Origin of the sequence: Myxococcus sp. CA040A (assembly GCF_013336725.1) — a bacterium.
Lineage (GTDB): Bacteria > Myxococcota > Myxococcia > Myxococcales > Myxococcaceae > Myxococcus > Myxococcus llanfairpwllgwyngyllgogerychwyrndrobwllllantysiliogogogochensis.
Genome location: NZ_JABUMR010000004.1, coordinates 502,460 through 519,907 on the forward strand (window position 1 = coordinate 502,460; position 17,448 = coordinate 519,907).

At 68.8% G+C, this 17,448-nt stretch carries 16 protein-coding genes; 14 read left to right on the forward strand and 2 right to left on the reverse strand.

The genetic code is table 11. The features are described 5' to 3' along the window. The first annotated feature begins 30 nt into the window (after positions 1-30). From HUA75_RS19110 to nadE, 10 genes are all read left to right on the forward strand, one after another. Positions 31-1,524 (forward strand): mechanosensitive ion channel family protein, encoded by a 1,494-nt coding sequence (locus HUA75_RS19110; RefSeq protein WP_174455057.1) that lies wholly within the window; start codon positions 31-33, stop codon positions 1,522-1,524. A gap of 168 nt (positions 1,525-1,692) precedes the next feature. Continuing rightward, positions 1,693-2,373, forward strand: a complete 681-nt coding sequence (locus HUA75_RS19115; protein WP_174455056.1) for a hypothetical protein — start codon at positions 1,693-1,695, stop codon at positions 2,371-2,373. A gap of 171 nt (positions 2,374-2,544) precedes the next feature. Beyond that, positions 2,545-4,947: an ABC transporter permease gene (locus tag HUA75_RS19120; protein ID WP_174487224.1), complete on the forward strand. Its 2,403-nt coding sequence runs from the start codon at positions 2,545-2,547 to the stop codon at positions 4,945-4,947. A gap of 209 nt (positions 4,948-5,156) precedes the next feature. Further along, positions 5,157-6,020, forward strand: a complete 864-nt coding sequence (locus HUA75_RS19125) for a hypothetical protein (protein ID WP_141647596.1) — start codon at positions 5,157-5,159, stop codon at positions 6,018-6,020. A gap of 1 nt (position 6,021) precedes the next feature. Further along, the gene (locus tag HUA75_RS19130) at positions 6,022-6,570 is read left to right on the forward strand and encodes an acetyltransferase (RefSeq protein WP_141647595.1); all 549 of its coding nucleotides are present in this window, start codon (positions 6,022-6,024) and stop codon (positions 6,568-6,570) included. Beyond that, positions 6,567-7,157: a DapH/DapD/GlmU-related protein gene (locus tag HUA75_RS19135; protein WP_141647594.1), complete on the forward strand. Its 591-nt coding sequence runs from the start codon at positions 6,567-6,569 to the stop codon at positions 7,155-7,157. Before HUA75_RS19130 ends, HUA75_RS19135 begins: the two co-directional genes overlap by 4 nt. A gap of 90 nt (positions 7,158-7,247) precedes the next feature. Next, positions 7,248-7,499 (forward strand): acyl carrier protein, encoded by a 252-nt coding sequence (locus HUA75_RS19140; protein ID WP_141647593.1) that lies wholly within the window; start codon positions 7,248-7,250, stop codon positions 7,497-7,499. Positions 7,500-7,512: 13 nt separating this feature from the next. Next, a complete protein-coding gene (gene asnB, locus HUA75_RS19145) occupies positions 7,513-9,489 on the forward strand; it encodes an asparagine synthase (glutamine-hydrolyzing) (protein ID WP_174487225.1) in 1,977 nt (658 codons plus the stop codon). A gap of 82 nt (positions 9,490-9,571) precedes the next feature. Then, the gene (locus HUA75_RS19150) at positions 9,572-11,149 is read left to right on the forward strand and encodes a class I adenylate-forming enzyme family protein (protein ID WP_174487226.1); all 1,578 of its coding nucleotides are present in this window, start codon (positions 9,572-9,574) and stop codon (positions 11,147-11,149) included. A gap of 23 nt (positions 11,150-11,172) precedes the next feature. Beyond that, the gene (gene nadE, locus HUA75_RS19155; protein ID WP_174455051.1) at positions 11,173-12,168 is read left to right on the forward strand and encodes an NAD(+) synthase; all 996 of its coding nucleotides are present in this window, start codon (positions 11,173-11,175) and stop codon (positions 12,166-12,168) included. 58 nt (positions 12,169-12,226) lie between these two features. Here the strand turns inward: nadE and HUA75_RS19160 are convergent, their stop codons facing one another. Beyond that, complete coding sequence (locus HUA75_RS19160) at positions 12,227-13,222, reverse strand: hypothetical protein (protein WP_174487227.1); 996 nt, start codon at positions 13,220-13,222, stop codon at positions 12,227-12,229. A gap of 169 nt (positions 13,223-13,391) precedes the next feature. On the opposite strand from HUA75_RS19160, the gene HUA75_RS19165 reads away from it, so the two are divergent. The 4 genes from HUA75_RS19165 to HUA75_RS19180 all read left to right on the forward strand — a co-directional run bounded on the left by HUA75_RS19165 (position 13,392) and on the right by HUA75_RS19180 (position 16,708). Beyond that, positions 13,392-14,840: a C39 family peptidase gene (locus HUA75_RS19165; protein WP_174487228.1), complete on the forward strand. Its 1,449-nt coding sequence runs from the start codon at positions 13,392-13,394 to the stop codon at positions 14,838-14,840. Positions 14,841-14,923: 83 nt separating this feature from the next. Then, the gene (locus HUA75_RS19170) at positions 14,924-15,127 is read left to right on the forward strand and encodes a hypothetical protein (RefSeq protein WP_141647742.1); all 204 of its coding nucleotides are present in this window, start codon (positions 14,924-14,926) and stop codon (positions 15,125-15,127) included. A 133-nt stretch (positions 15,128-15,260) separates the two neighbouring features. Continuing rightward, a complete protein-coding gene (locus tag HUA75_RS19175; protein ID WP_174455049.1) occupies positions 15,261-16,019 on the forward strand; it encodes a hypothetical protein in 759 nt (252 codons plus the stop codon). A gap of 32 nt (positions 16,020-16,051) precedes the next feature. Next, positions 16,052-16,708 carry a tetratricopeptide repeat protein gene (locus tag HUA75_RS19180; RefSeq protein WP_217446150.1) on the forward strand — a complete coding sequence of 219 codons (657 nt, stop codon included), beginning with the start codon at positions 16,052-16,054 and terminating at the stop codon, positions 16,706-16,708. A 191-nt stretch (positions 16,709-16,899) separates the two neighbouring features. Here the strand turns inward: HUA75_RS19180 and HUA75_RS19185 are convergent, their stop codons facing one another. Further along, a complete protein-coding gene (locus tag HUA75_RS19185) occupies positions 16,900-17,037 on the reverse strand; it encodes a hypothetical protein (protein ID WP_174487230.1) in 138 nt (45 codons plus the stop codon). Between the last annotated feature and the right edge of the window lie 411 nt (positions 17,038-17,448).

Sequence of the window (17,448 nt, forward strand, 5' to 3'; positions counted from 1 at the left end):
CATGCGAGCGCGGGCCAGAGTCGGGGGGCTTTGCTGCCTTTCCTCCAGAGCAATCTGTCGCTGGCCGTGGGAGCGGTCCTGGTCCTCCTCCTGCTGGGCGCGCGAGCCTCCAGCGGCGACGCGGACCTGAAGCGGGACCTCACCGGGGCCCTCCGACTGCTGGTGATGTTCCTCGTGGTGCGAGTGGCCGCCTGGGCCCTGCCGCACACGACGCCCCCCGGGCCCATGAAGGCGCTGCAGGTCGCCTGGATGCTGACGTTCGCCTTCGGCGTCATCCGGGCAAGCGTGGGCTTCGGGCTGAAGCTGATGCGGCTGCGCTCCTCGGGCGTGGCGACGCCGAAGATTCTTCGCAACGTCATCGACTTCCTGCTCTACACGCTGGCCGCGGTCCCCATCCTCCAGACGCAGCTCAACCTGGACCTCACGGGACTGGTGGCCACGTCGGCGGTGCTGTCGGTGGTCATCGGTCTGGCGCTCCAGGAGACGCTGGGCAACCTCTTCGCGGGCCTGTCGCTGCAGCTCGACAAGCCCTTCGAGGTGGGCGACTTCATCCGCATCGGCGAGCACACCGGACGCGTGGCCCAGGTCAACTGGCGCTCCATCCGCATCATGACGTTCCGCCGCGAGCTGGTGACGTTGCCCAACTCGATGGTGGCCAAGGAGCAGCTCAAGACCTTCTCCCAGGACCGGGAGCCGGTGGGCGTGGACGCGCAGGTGCGGGCCACCTACGACACCCCTCCCAACGTGATGAAGGCGGCGCTGCTGGACGTGGTGCGGGAGATTCCCCAAGTCCTGGTGGACCCCGCGCCGATTGCTCGCACGCTCGCGTTCGACGAGCAGTGCGTGCGCTACATGGTCCGCTTCTTCGTGAATGACTTCTCGCTCGCGGACGCCGTCACGGCGGAGGTCTACACGCGGCTGTGGTACCGGCTGCGGCGCGACGGCGTGGAGCCGCCCGTGCCCCATCGCGTGGTGCGCATGCGCGAGGATGCCCTCAGGCCGGAGCTGCCCGCGCACACCGTGCTGCGGCTGCTGCGCGCGGTGGACCTGTTCGAACCCCTGGCGGACGCGGACCTGGAGCGGCTGGGGCAGGAGGTCCACGTGCGCCGCTTCGGCCGCGACGAGCACGTCATCCAGGAGGGCGACGACGGCCGCACCTTCTACGTGCTCGCCTCCGGAGAGGTCAGCGTGCGCGCGGGCAAGTCCCAGGCGGAAGTCACTCGCCTGGGCCAGGGAGGCTACTTCGGGGAGATGTCGCTGCTCACCGGAGAGAAGCGCGCGGCCACCGTGGTGGCCCTGGAGGACTCGCTGCTGCTCGAGGTGGACCGCCCCACCTTCGCGCGGCTGTTCGCCGAACACCCCGGACTGGCCCGGCAGCTCTCCGCCATCCTGGCCCAGCGGCGCACCCAGCTGCGTGCCGTGGCCCAGGCCAGCGGCGCCGGCACGGACCCCATCCCCGCTGAAGTGGGCCGGATTCTGGGCCGGCTGCGCCAGATTTTCGGGCTGCACGCGTCGCACGAGTAGGCCCTGGAGACCCTCGTCCCCGGGGGCCCTTCGCGCCCCGGTTGGGCCTGCTCGCCCTACCCGCCAGGGAGTCCATCGGGCCGTGTCTCCGGCGCCGTCCCCGTCAGAGGGAATGTCAGACCCCTCCGGTAGTATGTCCTCATTCTCGCTACCGGAAAGGAAGTCGACATGACCACCCTTCGTGAGACCCCGTGCGTTTCCGTCAACCAGCTGGGCCAGTACCTCACCGGAACGCCGTCCCTCCGCAAGCGCATCATCCACGGGCAGCGCAACCCCGTGGACCCCCAGTACCTGCGCTACCCCGCGGCCGCCCAGGCCATCACCGAGTACCTCTGCGAAGGCCGTGACGAGGTCATCCTCCGCTACCACCAGCGCCGGCTGCTCAATGCCCAGCCCGACTCCGACTTCGACGCGCACCGGCTGGCCTTGTGCGCCGAGGCCCTCCAGCGCTGCCTCGCCGCCGCGGACGACCTCGTCTCCTGCGCCGTCGCCAGTCCGGCGGACCTGGACCCGGCGCCCCTGGAAGTCGCCGGTGTCTCCGTCAAGGTCCGGCCGGAAGTGCTGCTGCGCGGCGTGGATGCGCGCGGGCAGATGCGCTCGGGCGTGCTGAAGCTCTACTTCTCCAAGCACGCGCCGCTGGATGAGCGCGCCGGCCAGTACATCGCCACCGTGCTCCACCGCTTCGCCGAGGAGCGGCTGGAGCAGCGGGGCCCCGTGGACCCTCGGTTGGTCGGCGTGTTCGACGTGTTCGCCGGCCGGCTCTTCGTGGCGCCCAAGTCCCAGCAGCGCCGGCTGAACGACGTCCTCCTCGCGTGCGAGGAAATCGCCGGCTGCTGGAACCGGAACTGAAGGCTCGCCGGCCCCGTCCGACCCAGGCCGACACGGGGCCGGTGTTCATTTCCGGGACGCGACTTCCCGTATCCGCGAAGGCGCTTCGCGGATACGCGGGGGACCTCCCTGGGAAGCCAGGGGATTTCCTGGCGTGAGAGACTGGCACGGCCTTCGCTTTGAGAGGCCGCCATGGACTCGCTCCGCCAGGATTTCCGCTACGCGCTGCGCACGCTGAGACACTCCCCGGGTTTCACGCTGGCCGCCGTATTGACGCTCGCGCTGGCCATCGGCGCGAACACCGTCCTCTTCAGCGCCATCCACGCCATGCTGCTGCGGCCGCTTCCGTTCCAGATGCCGGAGCAACTGGTTCGCCTGTGGTGCAAGCAGGAGGTCATCAGCACCGCCTCCCTCTCGCCCCCGGAGCTGCTCGGTTGGCGGGAGCACGGCCGCGGCTTCACGGGGCTCGCGGGCTTCACCCGGCAGGACTTGAGCCGCACGGGGGGCGACACTCCCGAGCGGGTCCGCGCGGGCCGCGTCACCACCAACTTCTTCAAGCTGCTGGGGGTCGCCCCCGCCCAGGGGCGAGACTTCCTGGACGAGGACGCGCAACCTGGCAACAGCTCGAGCGTGGTGGTGGTGAGCCATCGCTTCTGGCGAAAGTCGCTCGGTGGCGCGGCGGACGCGGTGGGCTCGTCGTTGCAGTTGGACGGGCGCACCCACACGGTGGTGGGTATCCTGCCGGAGGGCTTCACCTTCCCGGAGTTCAACGAGGACGCGGACCTCTGGCAGCCCCACTGGCTGGACCCGGAAGCCCACGGCAACCACTACATGCAGGTGGTGGGGCGGATGGCGCCGGGCGTCACGCTGGAAGCGGCGACGGAGGACCTGTTGCGGGTGGCCCTGGCCATCGCCCGGACCGAACCGGGTGAGAAGCCACACAAGGTGACGTCGGCGCTGTGGCAGCAATACCTCACGTCCAGCAGCCGCCCGGTGCTGTGGACGCTTTGGGCAGCGGTGGGCTTCGTGCTCCTCATCGCCTGCGCGAACGTGGCCAACCTGCTCCTGGTACGCGCCCTGGCGCGGCAGCGGGACGGGGCCATCCGCGCCGCGCTCGGCGCCAGTCGGGGCCGCCGGATGCAGCAGGCGCTGGCGGAGAGCGTGCTCCTGGGCCTCTTCGGTGGCGCCCTGGGTCTGCTGTTGGTGCTGTGGGGCATGGAGCTGGTGCGCGCGCTGTTGCCCCAGTCGATGTTGCGCATGGCGCCCGTGGAGCTGAGTGTCCCGGCGCTGCTGTTCAGCCTCGCCCTCTCCGTGGGCGCCGGGCTCCTCTTCGGCCTCGCGCCCGCGCTGCACACCGCCGGCATGGATGTGCTGCCGCTCTTGAAGCAGTCCGGGAGCGCGGTGGGCGCCCGCGCCAACCACCCCCTGCGCAACGCTCTGGTGGCGGTGCAACTGGCGCTGGCGCTGGTGCTGCTGGTGGGCACGGTGCTGATGGTGCAGACGCTGCGCAATGTGCAGGCGGTGGACCCGGGGTTCGACGCGGAAGGCGTGCTGACAGCGCGGCTGTCACTGCCCGAGGTGAAGTACGGCACACCCGACCGGCTGCGCGGCTTCTACGGCGAGTTGCTGGAGCGCCTGCGCGCGCTGCCCGACACGGAAGCGGTGGGTCTGGTCAACGACGCGCCCCTGGGAGGAACCAACGCCAACGGAAACTTCACCCTCGAGGGCGCGATGGACCAGAACACCGACCGCTACCTCACCGAGTTCCGCGTGGCTTCCCCTGACTACTTCCGAGCGATGCGCATCGCCGTGCGCCAGGGGCGGGAGTTCGGCGCCCAGGACTCCGCGAAGGGCGCTCCCACCATCATCGTCAACGAGGCTTTCGTACGCACGTTCCTGGAGGGCGGCAACGCCCTGGGGCGCAGGGTGCGACTGGACTGGAGCGACTCCGGCTCCTTCCGCGAAATCGTCGGCGTGGTGGAGGACGTGCGCCACTTCCGTCTGACGGAGCCCGCCACGCCGGAGGCGTACCTGCCTTATGAGCAGTATCCGGTGAAGACCATGTCGGTGCTGATGCGGACGCGGCGCGAGCCGTCGATGGTGGTGTCGTCGGTGCGCCAGGAGCTCAAGGCCGTGGACGCCGAGCAGCCCATCTATGACCTGGCGCCGTTCGCGGACCGGATGGACCGCCAGCTCTCGCGGCCCCTGGCCACGGCGAGACTGCTCGCGGCCTTCGCGCTGCTCGCCGTCATCCTGGCCGGCGTGGGTGTCTACGGCGTCATGGCCTACGCGGTGGGTCAGCGCACGCGGGAGCTGGGCATCCGCCTGGCGTTGGGCGCGCATCCCAGACAGGTGCTCGGGCTGGTGATGCGCCAGGGCCTCCAGCTCACGCTGGTGGGCGTGGGCGTGGGGCTGCTGGCCGCGTTCGGCTGCATGCGGCTCCTGACGACGCTGTTGTACGGCGTGCAGGCCAACGAACCTGGCGTCTACGTCGGTGTCGCCGCGGTGCTCGCGAGCGTGTCGCTCATGGCCACGTGGTTCCCCGCGCTGCGCGCCAGCCGCGTGTCGCCGTCCATCTCGCTGCGGGCGGAGTAGCACCGCCACGACTCGCCGTGTGGGGAGGGGCGGTGCGGAACGCCCTTCCCCATCAGCGTCAAGCCCCCGGCCTCCGTCGCTCCTTGGGCTGACGAACACGTGGGTTGAGTTCACCCCATCCCCTTGCTTGGGTGACGAGGAGCGCACCAGCGGACGTCCCGGACAGTGGGCCCTTTGACGCTTGGCGATGGAAGGGTTTAAGAGTCCGCATGCACTTCGACTGGACCTTTCTGGTTCGCGTGAGCGCGCTGGTGTTGCCCGCCATGCTGCTCATGGTTCTGCATGGCGCGGCGGCGAACGCCGCGGAGACGAGCGCCCCGATGGAGAAGCTGGCGAGCCGCCGCATCTTCTTCGGACACCAGTCGGTGGGCGGCAACATCCTCGACGGAGTGAAGCAGCTTCCCGCCTCCCCGCAGGGGCTGGTGCCGCGCGTGGTGGAGGTCCAGAGCCCCACCGAGTCGCTGGCGCCCGGCACCCTGGCCCACGCGATGGTGGGACAGAACGAGAAGCCCGAGTCGAAGATCGCCGACTTCGAGCGGATGATGGACGCGGGGCTCGCGAAGTCGACGGACGTGGCGTTCTTCAAGTTCTGCTACATCGACTTCAACGGGGCCACGGACACGCGCGCGCTGTTCGAGAAGTACCGCGTCGCGATGGAGGGCCTGAAGGCGCGTCACCCGGGCACCACGTTCGTCCACGTCACCGCGCCGCTCACCACGGTGCAGCGAGGCGCCAAGGCGTGGCTGAAGGAGCTGCTCGGCCGACCGGTGTGGGGCATCGCCGAGAACGTGCAGCGCGAGACGTTCAACGAGCTGATGCGCAAGGCGTATGGCGGCAAGGAACCCCTCTTCGACCTGGCGCGCCTGGAGTCCACGGCGCCCGACGGGACACGGGAGACCTACGAGCTGAACGGGCAGACGTGGCCGGCGATGGTGCCGGGCTACTCGGACGACGGCGGCCACCTCAATGCGACGGCGCAGGCGCGGCTGGCGAAGGAGCTGCTCAACTTCCTGGCGGGCCTGCCCGCGCCCGTCGTGCAGCCTCCCATCCCCGCTGTCCAAGCCACGCCGTGACATGATGCCGTTCCATCAATCACTGTCGCGCGAGCTCGGGGGCCTCCTGTCCCGCCTGAAGTTGAGGCGATGTCAGGAGGTGGGGGACTCGCCCACGGTGCTGGGCCGCGTGTGGATTCACGGCGCGGGCCGCGTGCACGTGGGCTCCCGCGTGGTGCTGGATGGACGGCTGGCTCCCATCGAGCTTCACGCCATGTCCAGCGACAGCCTCATCATCCTGGGGGACGACGTCGCCATCGAAGGCGGCGCCTCCTTGGAGGCCCTGAGCTCCATCACCGTGGGCCCGGGCGCGAGGCTGGGGGCATTCATCAAGGCGATGGACAACCAGCACCACCCGCTGAGGGGCAACCGCCACGAGCGGCCTCCGTCGGTGCCGATGGTCATCGCGGAGGGGGTGACGGTGGGCAGCCGCGCCATCCTCCTGCCAGGAGCGCAGCTCCAGAAGGGCTGCACCGTGGCGCCCGGCACCGTCATCTCCCGCAAGATTCCCGCGGGCGTGACGGTGGGCGGTGCGCCCGCCCGGGTGTTGCGCAGGGAGGTGACGGGATGACGTCGCGAATGCCATTCGTCCGGGTGCCTGCCGTGGTGGCCCAGTTGGAAGCGCTGCGCAAGTCCGTGGAGCCTCGGGCCCAGCGCGCGGTGGCGATGGTGCGCGCCCGCTGGCTGTTCCGCGCCGTCCAGTCGGTGGGGCACAACGTGGCCGCCTACGGGCCCATCTCCGTGCACAACGCGGGGGAGATGGTGCTGGGAGACCGGCTCACCTTCGTGGGCGGAATGCTGCCCAGCTCGCTCGTGTGCCATCCGGGCGCGCGCCTCAGCATCGGCGAGGAGACCCAGTTCAACTACGGTGTCTCTCTGGAGGCGTGGAAGTCGGTGAGCGTGGGAGCCCGGTGCATGTTCGCGTCGTTCATCCGGGTGGGAGACCGGGATGGACACCACACCGCGCCCATCGTCATCGAGGACGACGTCTGGGTGGCCCATGGCGCCATCATCATGCCCGGGGTGCGCGTGGGGGCTCGCTCGGTGGTCGCCGCCGGCAGCATCGTCACCCAGGACGTGCCGCCCGACACGCTGGCCATGGGCAATCCCGCACGCAACATGAGCCTGGAGCTGGTTGCTCGCGACACAGGCAGCTGAGCGCCTCAAGCCTTTTTCCCGGGTGCGTCTTCTTCACGCCCGGATTGCTTCCGCACCCTTCCACCGTATTTCCAGACAGGACTTCCTACCGTGAGCATTCGTGAACGCATTCGTACCTTCATCGTCGACACGTTCTTCGTGGACGAGTTCGGCGATGACGACTCCTTCCTGCGCAAGGGCCTCATCGACTCCACGGGGATGATGGAGCTGGTGGCGTTCCTGGAGCAGGACTTCGGCATCAAGCTGGAGGACAAGGAGCTGGTGCCGGAGAACCTGGACTCGCTCACGCGCGTCGTCGCCTTCGTCGAGCGCAAGCAGCAGCGCCTGCCGCAGGTCGGCTGAGAGCGAGGGCGCCATGTGTGGCATCGCGGGCTTCACCTACCCGGCGGGAGGGGGCGCCGGGGCCGCGCGGACGGAATCCGCCGAGCGGCTGCGCCGGATGACGGCCAGCATCCGCCACCGGGGCCCGGACGCGCAGCGGGCCCTGTTGCTGGACGGCGTGGCCCTGGGCCACACGCGGCTGTCCATCGTCGACCTGGAGGGCGGACACCAGCCCATGCGGGACGCGGCGACGGGGCTCACCGTCGTCTTCAACGGGGAGATCTTCAACCACGTGGAGCTGCGCGAGCAGCTGGCGGGGCAGTACGCCTTCCGCACGCGCTCGGACACGGAGGTCATCCTCGCGGCGTTCCTGGCGTGGGGCATCGACTGCGTGCGCCGCTTCGAGGGCCAGTGGGCCTTCGCGCTGTGGGACCCGCGTGACGCCACGCTGTGGATGTCGCGAGACAGGGTGGGCATCTGCCCGCTGTTCTACGCGGAGCTGCCCGGGGGACACCTGGCGTTCGGCTCGGAGGCCAAGGCCCTGTTCGCCAGCGGGCTGGTGACGCCGTCCCTGGACGCGCGCGGGCTCAAGCAGACCTTCCAGCTGTGGTCGCCCGTGGCGCCGCGCACCTCGTTCGAGGGCGTCCGGTTGTTGCCGCCCGCGCACTCGGCGCGGTTCCGCGCGGGGACGTTGGAGACGTTCCGCTACTGGGACCTGGACTTCGGCGTGGAGCCGAGCACGGCGAGCGCGGAGCGCATCCAGGAGGAACTGGGCGAGGCGCTGGAGCGCGCCGTGCGGCTGCGACTGCGCGCGGACGTGCCGGTGGCGGCGTACCTGTCGGGTGGACTGGACTCCAGCCTCCTGTGCTCGCTGGCGCAGGAGCAGTTGGGCGGGACGCTGCGGACGTTCTCCGTGGGCTTCGCTCACGCGCGCTTCGACGAGCGTCAGCATCAGGCCACGGTGGCGGAGCAACTGCGCACGCAGCACCGCGTGGTGGAGATGAGGGACGGAGACATCGGCACGCTGGTGCCCGGCGTCATCTTCCACGCGGAGCAGGCGATGATGCGCTCGGCGCCCGCGCCCTTCCTGAGGCTGAGCGAGTGGGTGCGGGAGAACGGCATCCGGGTGGTGCTCACGGGAGAGGGCTCGGACGAGATGTTCCTCGGCTATGACCTCTTCAAGGAGACCAAGGTCCGGCAGTTCTGGGCACGGCAGCCGACGTCGAAGTGGCGGCCCCTGCTGTTGCGAAAGCTCTACCCCACCCTGTCGGTGAGCCAGCAGAACGTGGAGCTGCTGCGCGAGTTCTTCGGCATGGGATTGGAGGACCCGGGGAGCCTGGGCTTCTCGCATCTGGTGCGCTGGTCCAACAGCGGTCGAATCCTTCGGTTCCTCGCGCCGGATTTCGCGGCGAGCGTGGTGGACGAGGACCCGATGGCCTCGGTGCTGGCGACGGTGCCGAAACACGTGGCCTCGTGGCGGCCCCTGGCGCGCGCGCAGTACCTGGAGGCGAAGACGCTGCTGTCCGGATATCTGCTGTCCGCTCAGGGCGACCGCATGCTGTTGGGCAACGCGGTGGAGGGACGCTTCCCCTTCCTGGACACGTCGGTGATGGAGCTGGCCGCGCGAATCCCCGAGCGCGTGCGACTGAAGGGGCTGGACGAGAAGCATGTCCTCAAGCGGTTCGCCCAGGGCCGTGTCCCCGCGTCCATCCTGGAGCGCAGCAAGTTCCCGTACCGCGCCCCCATCGCCGGAGCACTGGTGGGGCCGGAGGCGCCCGCTTGGGCCAGGGAGCTGCTGGCGCCAGAGGCCATCGCGAAGGTGGGCGTCTTCGACGCACGCAAGGCGGAGCGACTGGTGGCCAAGCTGCGCGCGCCCAACGCGGCGGAGAGCGAGGCCGACACCATGGCCCTGTTCGCCATCGCGTCCACGCAGCTGCTCGCGCAGCACTTCCTCACCCCGCGTCCGTTGCCACAGGCCGACGTGGACGCCGTGGTGCTGGAGGCCGCATGAGCGCGACGGACTCCGCACCCGCGTGGGTGACTGGCCATCCTGAGCGCCAGACAGCCGCCCCTGCCTGGGGACGAGAGGGCTCATGAGCGCGACGGACTCCGCACCCGCGTGGGTGCTTGGCCATGCGGAGCGAACGCCGGACGCGTCGGCGGTGGACTCACCGTGGACGCGGCTCACGTATCGACAGCTCGCGGAACGGATGCGGGCCCTCGCGGGACACCTGCAAGCAGCGGGCGTGGTGCCGGGAGACAAGGTGCTCATCGCCCTGCCCCTGGGCTCGGCGGGCGCGGTGGCCGCGCTCGCGGTGCAGTCCCTGGGCGCATGCGCGGTGGAGCTGGACCGGGAGACGGGAGCGACGTCCGTCGACGCCATCCTCACGCAGACCGGCGCACGCCACGCCTTCATCTTCGGGCAGGACACACGCAAGTGGGCGGGCAAGCCAGGACTGGGACACCTGTACGTGGTGCACTCCGCGCGCCCACCCGAGCGGATGCTCCAGGCGCTGTCACCCGCGACGTGCACCTGGGTGCAGGAAGACGGGGCACTGGATGCAGACACCCAGGTGACGCCGCTGGACGCGCTGCCCGCGACGCCGGCCCACGCCCACGCGTCCATCGTCTACACGTCTGGCAGCACGGGCACGCCCCGAGGCGTCATCCAGACCTTCGGCAACATCGCCGCGAACACGCGCTCCATCGTCGAGTACCTGGGCCTGTCCTCCCGTGACAGGGCGCACCTGGTCCTCCCCCTGCACTACTGCTACGGCAAGAGCGTCCTCCAGACTCACCTGCTCGTGGGCGGCTCGGTGTTCCTGGACCCGCGCTTCATGTACCCGCAGGTCGTGCTGGAGGCGATGGCGGCGGAGAAGTGCACGGGCTTCGCCGGCGTGCCGATCACCTTCGAACTCCTGCGCAGGCAAGCCGGCGCGGAGGCCCTGTCGAAGCTGAGGCTGCGCTACGCGACACAAGCCGGCGGCGGCATGTCGCCCGAGACGATTCAGTGGACGCGTGACGCGCTCTACCCCGCCGAGCTGTACGTCATGTATGGGCAGACCGAGGCCACCGCGCGACTGAGCTACCTGCCACCGACCCGCGCCACGGAGAAGGCCGGCTCCATCGGCGTGGCGATTCCCGGCGTCGAGCTGCGCGTGGTAGGCGAGGACGGCAAGGCACTGCCCACGGGCGAGACGGGCCACCTGGTGGCGCGCGGCGCCAATGTGACGCCGGGCTACCTGGGCGCTCCCGAGGAGACGGCGGCCATCCTCAAGGATGGCTGGCTCTGGACGGGCGACCTGGCGTGGCGGGACGCGGACGGCTTCATCTTCCTCGTCGGCCGCGCCAAGGAGATCCTCAAGGTGGGCGGCCACCGGGTGAGCCCCGCGGAGATGGAGCATCAGCTCGCGCGGCATCCCTCGGTGCGCGAGGTCGCCGTCGTCGGCGTGCCCGACGCGCTGGGGGGTGAGGCGGCCTGCGCCGTGGTGGTGCTCCAGGAGGGCGTCGAGGTGAAGGAGGACGACCTGCGGCGGTTCTGCAGGGAGTCGCTGCCGGCGCACAAGGTGCCCCGGCACGTGGTGTTCGTGGAGGCGCTGCCGCGCGGGCCCAGCGGGAAGGTGCTCAAGGCGGAGCTGCGCACCCAATATTCGTCGGTCGGTTCTTCGTGAAGGGATTGAGAGGGGTCCACACAATGAGTTTCTCCAAGCAGGTGCTGGAACTGGATTGGGAGGCGAAAGCCACCGAGCTGTCCGAAGGGCTGCGCGAGACGGTGCTGAAGAAGCTGCGCAAGCGCGGCCTCGTGGTGGCCATCTCCGGCGGCATCGACTCCGCATGTGTCGCGGCGCTGGCCGTGCGCGCGCTGGGGCCCGAGCGCGTCTTCGGCATCCTCCTGCCAGAGAAGGACTCCAGCGGATGGAGCTCTCAGCTGGGCCGCAAGCTCTGCGAGAAGCTGGGAATCAAGTACCAGCTCCACGACATCGCCCCCATCCTCGAGGCCGCCGGCTGCTACCGGCAGCGCGACGAGGCGGTGCAGTCCGTCTTCCCGGAGTTCACGCCCGACATGAAGTGGAAGATTGTCATGCACGGCGACCGGCTGAACACGGACGCGGTGAACTTCTTCTACGTCGTGGTGCAAGTGAATGGCGAGGAGCGCCGCTTCCGGCTGCCGCCCCAGGCGTATACGCAGATTGTCGCCGCGACGAACTTCAAGCAGCGCACGCGGAAGATGATGGATTACTTCCACGCGGACCGGCTGAACTTCGCGGTGGCGGGCACGCCCAACCGGCTGGAGTATGACCAGGGCTTCTTCGTGAAGCTGGGCGACGGCGCAGCGGATGTAAAGCCTATCGCCGGCCTCTACAAAACCCAGACATACAAGCTGGCCAAACACCTGGGCGTCATCGACGAAATCACCAGCGGCGAGCCGACCACGGACACGTTCAGCCTTCCCCAGTCGCAGGAGGACTTCTACTTCTCCGTGCACTACTCGCAGCTGGACTTGCTGATGTGGGCCAAGAACCACGCGGTGTCCACGGAAGAAGCCGCGCAGGTGATGGGCCTGACGCCCACGCAGGTGCAGCGCGTCTACGACGACATCGACCAGAAGCGCCGCAGCACGGCCTACCTCCACTCGCCGCCGCTGCTGCTGGAGAAGGTGCCGGAGCTGGAGCCGTACAAGCTCGGCTGAGCCCTGAGCCCGCCCGAGTGGCGGGAGGCACTCCACCGCCTCCCGCCCGGCGCGCGGCTCACTCGAACTCGTCGCAAGCCTCGGCGCGGACAGGAATGCCCTTTCGCGCGTCGTCGCGGACGTACAGCTCGCCCTTGCGGAAGAAGTCCTGGCCGCCCTGCAGACGCACCACGTTGCGCTTCGCGTCCGCCACCGACCACTGCAGCGTCTCGCGCGAACCTCCCGCGTACGCCACCTCCAGCGTGGACGCACCAGCGGTTCCCGCCTTCACGGCCGTCAGCTTGCCTGCGAGGCTGTCCTGCCCGAAGTCGACCTCCAAAGCGCCGTCCGACTTCACCGTCACCGCGGGGATGGCCGAGCCACAGGGCTGGTCGATGACATAGCCCTTCCCCTTGCGATGCACCTGCACCCACCGGCCCACGAGCGCCTTCACATCCATGGCGCCCGACGCCGCGGAGGCCTCGCCACCCGCGCGCACGGGACAGTCCAGCTCCGAGTACGCCAGCTGCCCCACCCGCACCTGCTTCCCCTGGACGACGCGCACGGGCACCACGTCCGGCGGCGGTGACTCCGCGAACACCTGCACCGAGTCACCCGAGGCCAGCGCCACGCCGCGATTCGCCCCATCCACCGTCTTCAGCGCCGCCTGCGCCGCCTTCACCTTGCACGTCGCCAGGGCCGTCGAGGATGAGCGCGCGAAGCCGTCCTGGCCGGACCACCCCGCCCCGCAGCACCCCGTCCCCGGCCCCTTCAACACCAGTCGCTCGGATTCCAGACTCAGCGTCCAAGTGCCTCCAGGTTGAAAAGTAGACAGTGTCCAATCCTTCGCGGACTTCTTCCGCACGGACAGGGTGCAGTCACATTCACCCATGCCCTGCCCTTGTGGAAAAGTTGATGTGTATTGGACGAGCGTCTGGTTGTCGCCCTCGAGCACCGCGAGGGTGCCGCCCTCTCTGGCATAGACGCCGGTGAGGGACTGTTGCTGCGCGGCGGCAAGAGTGGCCCACAGACACAATGACGCGCCTGCCACGAGCCCATAACGCAGTGCATTCATTCGCGACTCCTTGTTCGAGTTCCGCGGGGAATGGCGCCTGTCCTAGCTCTGGCGCACCCAGGAAGTCAGTCAATTCCGTGGGGGGTCGAGGCAACTCTAATTCTCAGCGCTCGACAATCCTGACATCTGTTGTTCCCACACCCCCATCGTTTCCAATCGCGGAGCGCCCATGTCCCCCCGCATTGAAGGTCGTCAGCAGACGTACTCGCCCACTTCGACGCAGGCCTCGGGCCTGCCGCAGGGCCGTGACGCGCAGTTGAACCTGCAGCAGCTCTGGCCGTACATCGAGAAGTACGCGCAGAAGTACGGCGCGGACCCGAAAGTCCTCGCGGGCATCGTCGCGCAGGAGTCGTCGTTCAAGAACCACGGCGTGCACCAGGACGGCACGGGCCACGGGCTCATCGGCCTGGACGACAACGGCCTGCTGCCCTCGTTCGAGAAGTGGTCCGGCATGCAGGTGGGCCGCGGGGCGAACGCGCAGACGATTCCGCCCGAGAAGCAGATGGAGTTCCTCGCGAAGACGATTGGCGATCTGACCAAGAAGCACGGCAGCAGCCTGGCCGCCGCGCGCGAGTGGCACCGGGGCGCTGGCAACATGAACGACGCCCGGGGCCAGGACTACCAGAACAAGATCCAGAACCACATGAACACCCTGTTCCCCGGCGGCAAGACGCCGAGCGGAACGACGGCCAACGTGCCCGACAGCACGGTGACGGGTGGCAACACCAACAACAACACGCCGGGCGCCAAGCCGGGTGTGGCGGCGAACCAGGCGGACCCGCGCAAGCCGGTGGGTGAGTCGGACTATCAAATCAAGAAGGGTGACACGCTCTGGGGCATCGCCTCGAAGCTCAAGGGCCAGGGCATGGAGGGCTCGCACTGGGATGTCATCAACCAGATTCGCGAGATGAACCCGAAGATCACCGACCCGAACCTCATCCTCGCGGGTGACTCGCTCAAGCTGCCCGGGGTCGCGGGCAAGGACCAGAGCACCTTCACGCCGGGCACGAACAAGCCGGGGCCGGTGGACCTCAACCCGAAGCCCACGGGCCCGCAGGCCACGGACGGCGCCGCCCCTGTCACGGGTGACGGCCGCGTGGACCCGAGCAAGGTTCCGCAGATCAGCCAGTACAACCCGGCGGGCAAGAACGGCTCGTACACGAACGGCCCGGCGAACTGCGGCCCCACGTCGATGGCGCAGATCGCCCGCGCCAACGGCTACGGCAAGGACATGACGGACGCGCAGCTCATCAACCACCTGGGCAAGATTGGCGGCACTTCGTCCAACGGCACAGGCGTCAACGGCATCTCCGCGATGGCGAAGGCGATGGGCAAGGAGTCGGTGATGAAGGGCCCCGGCGCCAATGTGGAGTGGATCACCGAGCAGCTCAAGGCCGGCAAGCTGGTGGTGGCCAACGGCGACTACCACGCCATGCCGCCGCACCAGAACGAGGGCCGCACGTCCGGCCACTACGTCACGGTGGCGGGCATGGATTCCAAGGGCAACTTCATCGTCCGGGACCCGGCCGATGCGAACGTGAAGACGATTACGCCGGAGCAGATGAAGCACTTCCTGAGCTCCAACCCCAACGGCGGCTACCAGATGGCCATCGGCTGATGCGGATGGAGTGAAGTAGGCTTGCGCGGACCGGCACTCCCTGGGTGTCGGTCCGTTGCGTTTCCACACCCCGAGGTCCCGCGATGACGCAGAGCAAACCGACGCACACCTGTCTCTCCTGCAAGAAGACCGAAGGGGGCGAGGTGATTGGCTCCAACTACATTTCCACGGGCGAGAACGGGATGATCGTCCGCTTCTGGATGTGTGACGCATGCGCCCTGACGATGGGACCCGACCAGGGCCCCATCGACATGGACGAGCCCGCCGGGGCCGCACAGCAGGGCTGAGACGCGCCCTCGCGCGGGGCGAGGAGCCGCGCGAGGGCCCGTATCGGAGGGTGGCCAGGAGCCCACGACGGGGTGGAGCACGGGCAGCAGGCGGGGTATGGAATACGGCGTCCCCGCCCCCGTCGGAGAAGTCATGAACAAGCTCCTTGGCCCTGTGTCCTTCGTCCTCGCCTCGGCCGCGCTCGCGGTGGCCCTCTGGGCCCCGGGGCGTACCGAGGCTCCCTCCGCCTCCGAGCGGCCCGAGCCTGTCGCCGCCCTGCCCGCCAGCCAGGAAGGCCTGGAGCGGCGCATCCAGGCGCTGGAGGACACCACGCTGAGCCTGTCCCGGCGCCTGATGGAGCTGGAGCGGCGGCCGGCGGTGGCCGGGACGGACGGAGGTGGCGTCGCGGCGCCCGCGCTGACGGCCGAGCTGGATCAGCTCCGCGCGGAGGTGCGGGGGCTGATGACTGGGGAGACCCTGAGCACGGAGGGTGGCCGCGAGGCGCTGAAGGACGCGATGCGTTCGGTGCAGGAGGAGATGCGCACCGAGCAGTTCCGCTCGCGGCAGGAGGAGTGGATGCAGGCGCAGGTCCGCTCGACGGCTCAGCGCACGGAGCGAATCAAGCGGCTCGTGTCCGAGGCGAAGCTGAACTACTCCCAGGAGCAGGAGCTGACGCGCCGGTTGGAGGCCGAGGAGACCACGCGCAACACCCTGTTCGAGGAGGTGCGCACCGGCACGAAGAATCCGCGTGAGATTCGCCAGGCGCTGCGGACGCAGCGGGAAGAGACGGACCAGGCGATGACGGCCCTGCTCGATGAGGGCCAGCGAGCCAAGTACGACGTGATGCGGCGCGAGGAGCAGATGAACTCCCGGCCCCGTGGCAATCGTGAGGGTCGGTCTCAGGACCCGTAGTCTGGGATTGAGAGGAGCTGTCCTGGCAGGGCATGTGCCGGCAATATGCGCCCATGCCCATGGCGCTCTTCCTTGTCGTCGCAACGTTGCTCTCCGCCAACGACGTCCCTCGGGCGTCGCTTCCCCTGGCGGAGACAGCCGCGGACCACTGCATGTATCAGGTGGCGCTGGACATCCTCGCGAAGTCGCCGACCGCCGAGCAGGAGTCTCGCCAGGGGAAGATGCTCAAGGCACGACTGCTCATTCAGCTCCGGAAGGGCGAGGAGGCGATTGGGATTCTCCAAGCCCTGGAGACCTCGAGCAGCCGCGAGGAGGAAGCAGACCGGTACCTGGCGCTCGCCCTGGCGCAGAGCGCCGCCGAGAAGCTTGGAGCGGCGGAACAGTCACTCGACCGCGCGGCGAAGGCAGGCGCGGACCGTGACCTCGTCGAGAGCGCGCGAGCGGGGCTGCGCATCCAGGCGAAGCGGTTCTCGGACGCGGAGAAGATGCTCCGAGCGGTCCTCAAGCGCTCGCCACTGCTCTCGGGCGCGCTCTACAATCTGGCGGTCATTCGCGTGCAGCAAGGCGAACTCGCTGAAGCCGCTGCCCCTGGTGCGTCAGGCCTGGCATGCGGGGCTGCAAGACCCCCAGGAGCTCAAGAACGACCCCGACCTGAAGAAGATCAGGGAGACCCAGGGGCTCATCGATGACCTCCTGTCCGCGCAGCCCGCACGCTGTGGAACCTACTGATAGGCATCTTCGATACGCCAGAGGTCCCTTCCCAAGGTGATGCATCGGGAATGGGCGCGATCCGGTTCGATGGACAGGTTGACTACGCCGCTGCTCTTTCGAACTCGGCCGGCGCGGCGTAGCCGATTGCCGAGTACAAGCGCTGCTGATTTTAGAAGACCTCGATGTAGTCGAACAGCTTCATCTTCGCGTCGTTGGCGCTCTCGAAGACTTCTCCCAGCTCGTTCTTCAGCGTGCTGAACCAGCTCTCCATGGCCGCGTTGTCGTAGCAGTTGCCGCGGCGGCTCATGCTACAGACGATGCCGTGCCTCGCCAGAGCGTGCTGGTAGTCCTCACTGGCGTATGTGGCGAATTCAATCGGTCGTCGCAACACTCCAAGAAGGAGATGTCGCGATGGGTGCAAGAGGACGTCGACGTGCGGAGCGGGCCGGGCGCGCACGGATGTCGTCGTCCGGCCGTCTATCGGTGGGCCGGCGTAAGCATCGACAGCGCTTCTGGGCGGCCATCGCCCGAGGCATTTCGAGTGAGGAGGCTGGGGCAGCGGCCGGCGTGACACCGGAAGTCGGTCCACATAGTCCACGTCCGTGCCGGGGGCGAAACGCACGCGCGCTCCAGCGGCGCCAATGACTTCCAGCATCGCCGCCTCGAACGCTGGCTCGCTGCTCACCTGCACCGGGAGCATGCGAACGGCCGGCTCGGC

Excerpts from the sequence above, each read along its gene's own strand:
- HUA75_RS19165 (WP_174487228.1), top strand. The coding sequence starts at position 13,392 with ATGTCCCCCCGCATTGAAGGTCGTCAGCAGACGTACTCGCCCACTTCG.
- HUA75_RS19160 (WP_174487227.1), bottom strand. The coding sequence starts at position 13,222 with ATGAATGCACTGCGTTATGGGCTCGTGGCAGGCGCGTCATTGTGTCTG.
- HUA75_RS19125 (WP_141647596.1), top strand. The coding sequence starts at position 5,157 with ATGCACTTCGACTGGACCTTTCTGGTTCGCGTGAGCGCGCTGGTGTTG.
- HUA75_RS19115 (WP_174455056.1), top strand. The coding sequence starts at position 1,693 with ATGACCACCCTTCGTGAGACCCCGTGCGTTTCCGTCAACCAGCTGGGC.
- HUA75_RS19170 (WP_141647742.1), top strand. The coding sequence starts at position 14,924 with ATGACGCAGAGCAAACCGACGCACACCTGTCTCTCCTGCAAGAAGACC.
- HUA75_RS19180 (WP_217446150.1), top strand. The coding sequence starts at position 16,052 with ATGTGCCGGCAATATGCGCCCATGCCCATGGCGCTCTTCCTTGTCGTC.
- HUA75_RS19150 (WP_174487226.1), top strand. The coding sequence starts at position 9,572 with ATGAGCGCGACGGACTCCGCACCCGCGTGGGTGCTTGGCCATGCGGAG.
- HUA75_RS19130 (WP_141647595.1), top strand. The coding sequence starts at position 6,022 with ATGATGCCGTTCCATCAATCACTGTCGCGCGAGCTCGGGGGCCTCCTG.
- nadE (WP_174455051.1), top strand. The coding sequence starts at position 11,173 with ATGAGTTTCTCCAAGCAGGTGCTGGAACTGGATTGGGAGGCGAAAGCC.
- HUA75_RS19175 (WP_174455049.1), top strand. The coding sequence starts at position 15,261 with ATGAACAAGCTCCTTGGCCCTGTGTCCTTCGTCCTCGCCTCGGCCGCG.
- asnB (WP_174487225.1), top strand. The coding sequence starts at position 7,513 with ATGTGTGGCATCGCGGGCTTCACCTACCCGGCGGGAGGGGGCGCCGGG.
- HUA75_RS19185 (WP_174487230.1), bottom strand. The coding sequence starts at position 17,037 with ATGAGCCGCCGCGGCAACTGCTACGACAACGCGGCCATGGAGAGCTGG.
- HUA75_RS19120 (WP_174487224.1), top strand. The coding sequence starts at position 2,545 with ATGGACTCGCTCCGCCAGGATTTCCGCTACGCGCTGCGCACGCTGAGA.
- HUA75_RS19135 (WP_141647594.1), top strand. The coding sequence starts at position 6,567 with ATGACGTCGCGAATGCCATTCGTCCGGGTGCCTGCCGTGGTGGCCCAG.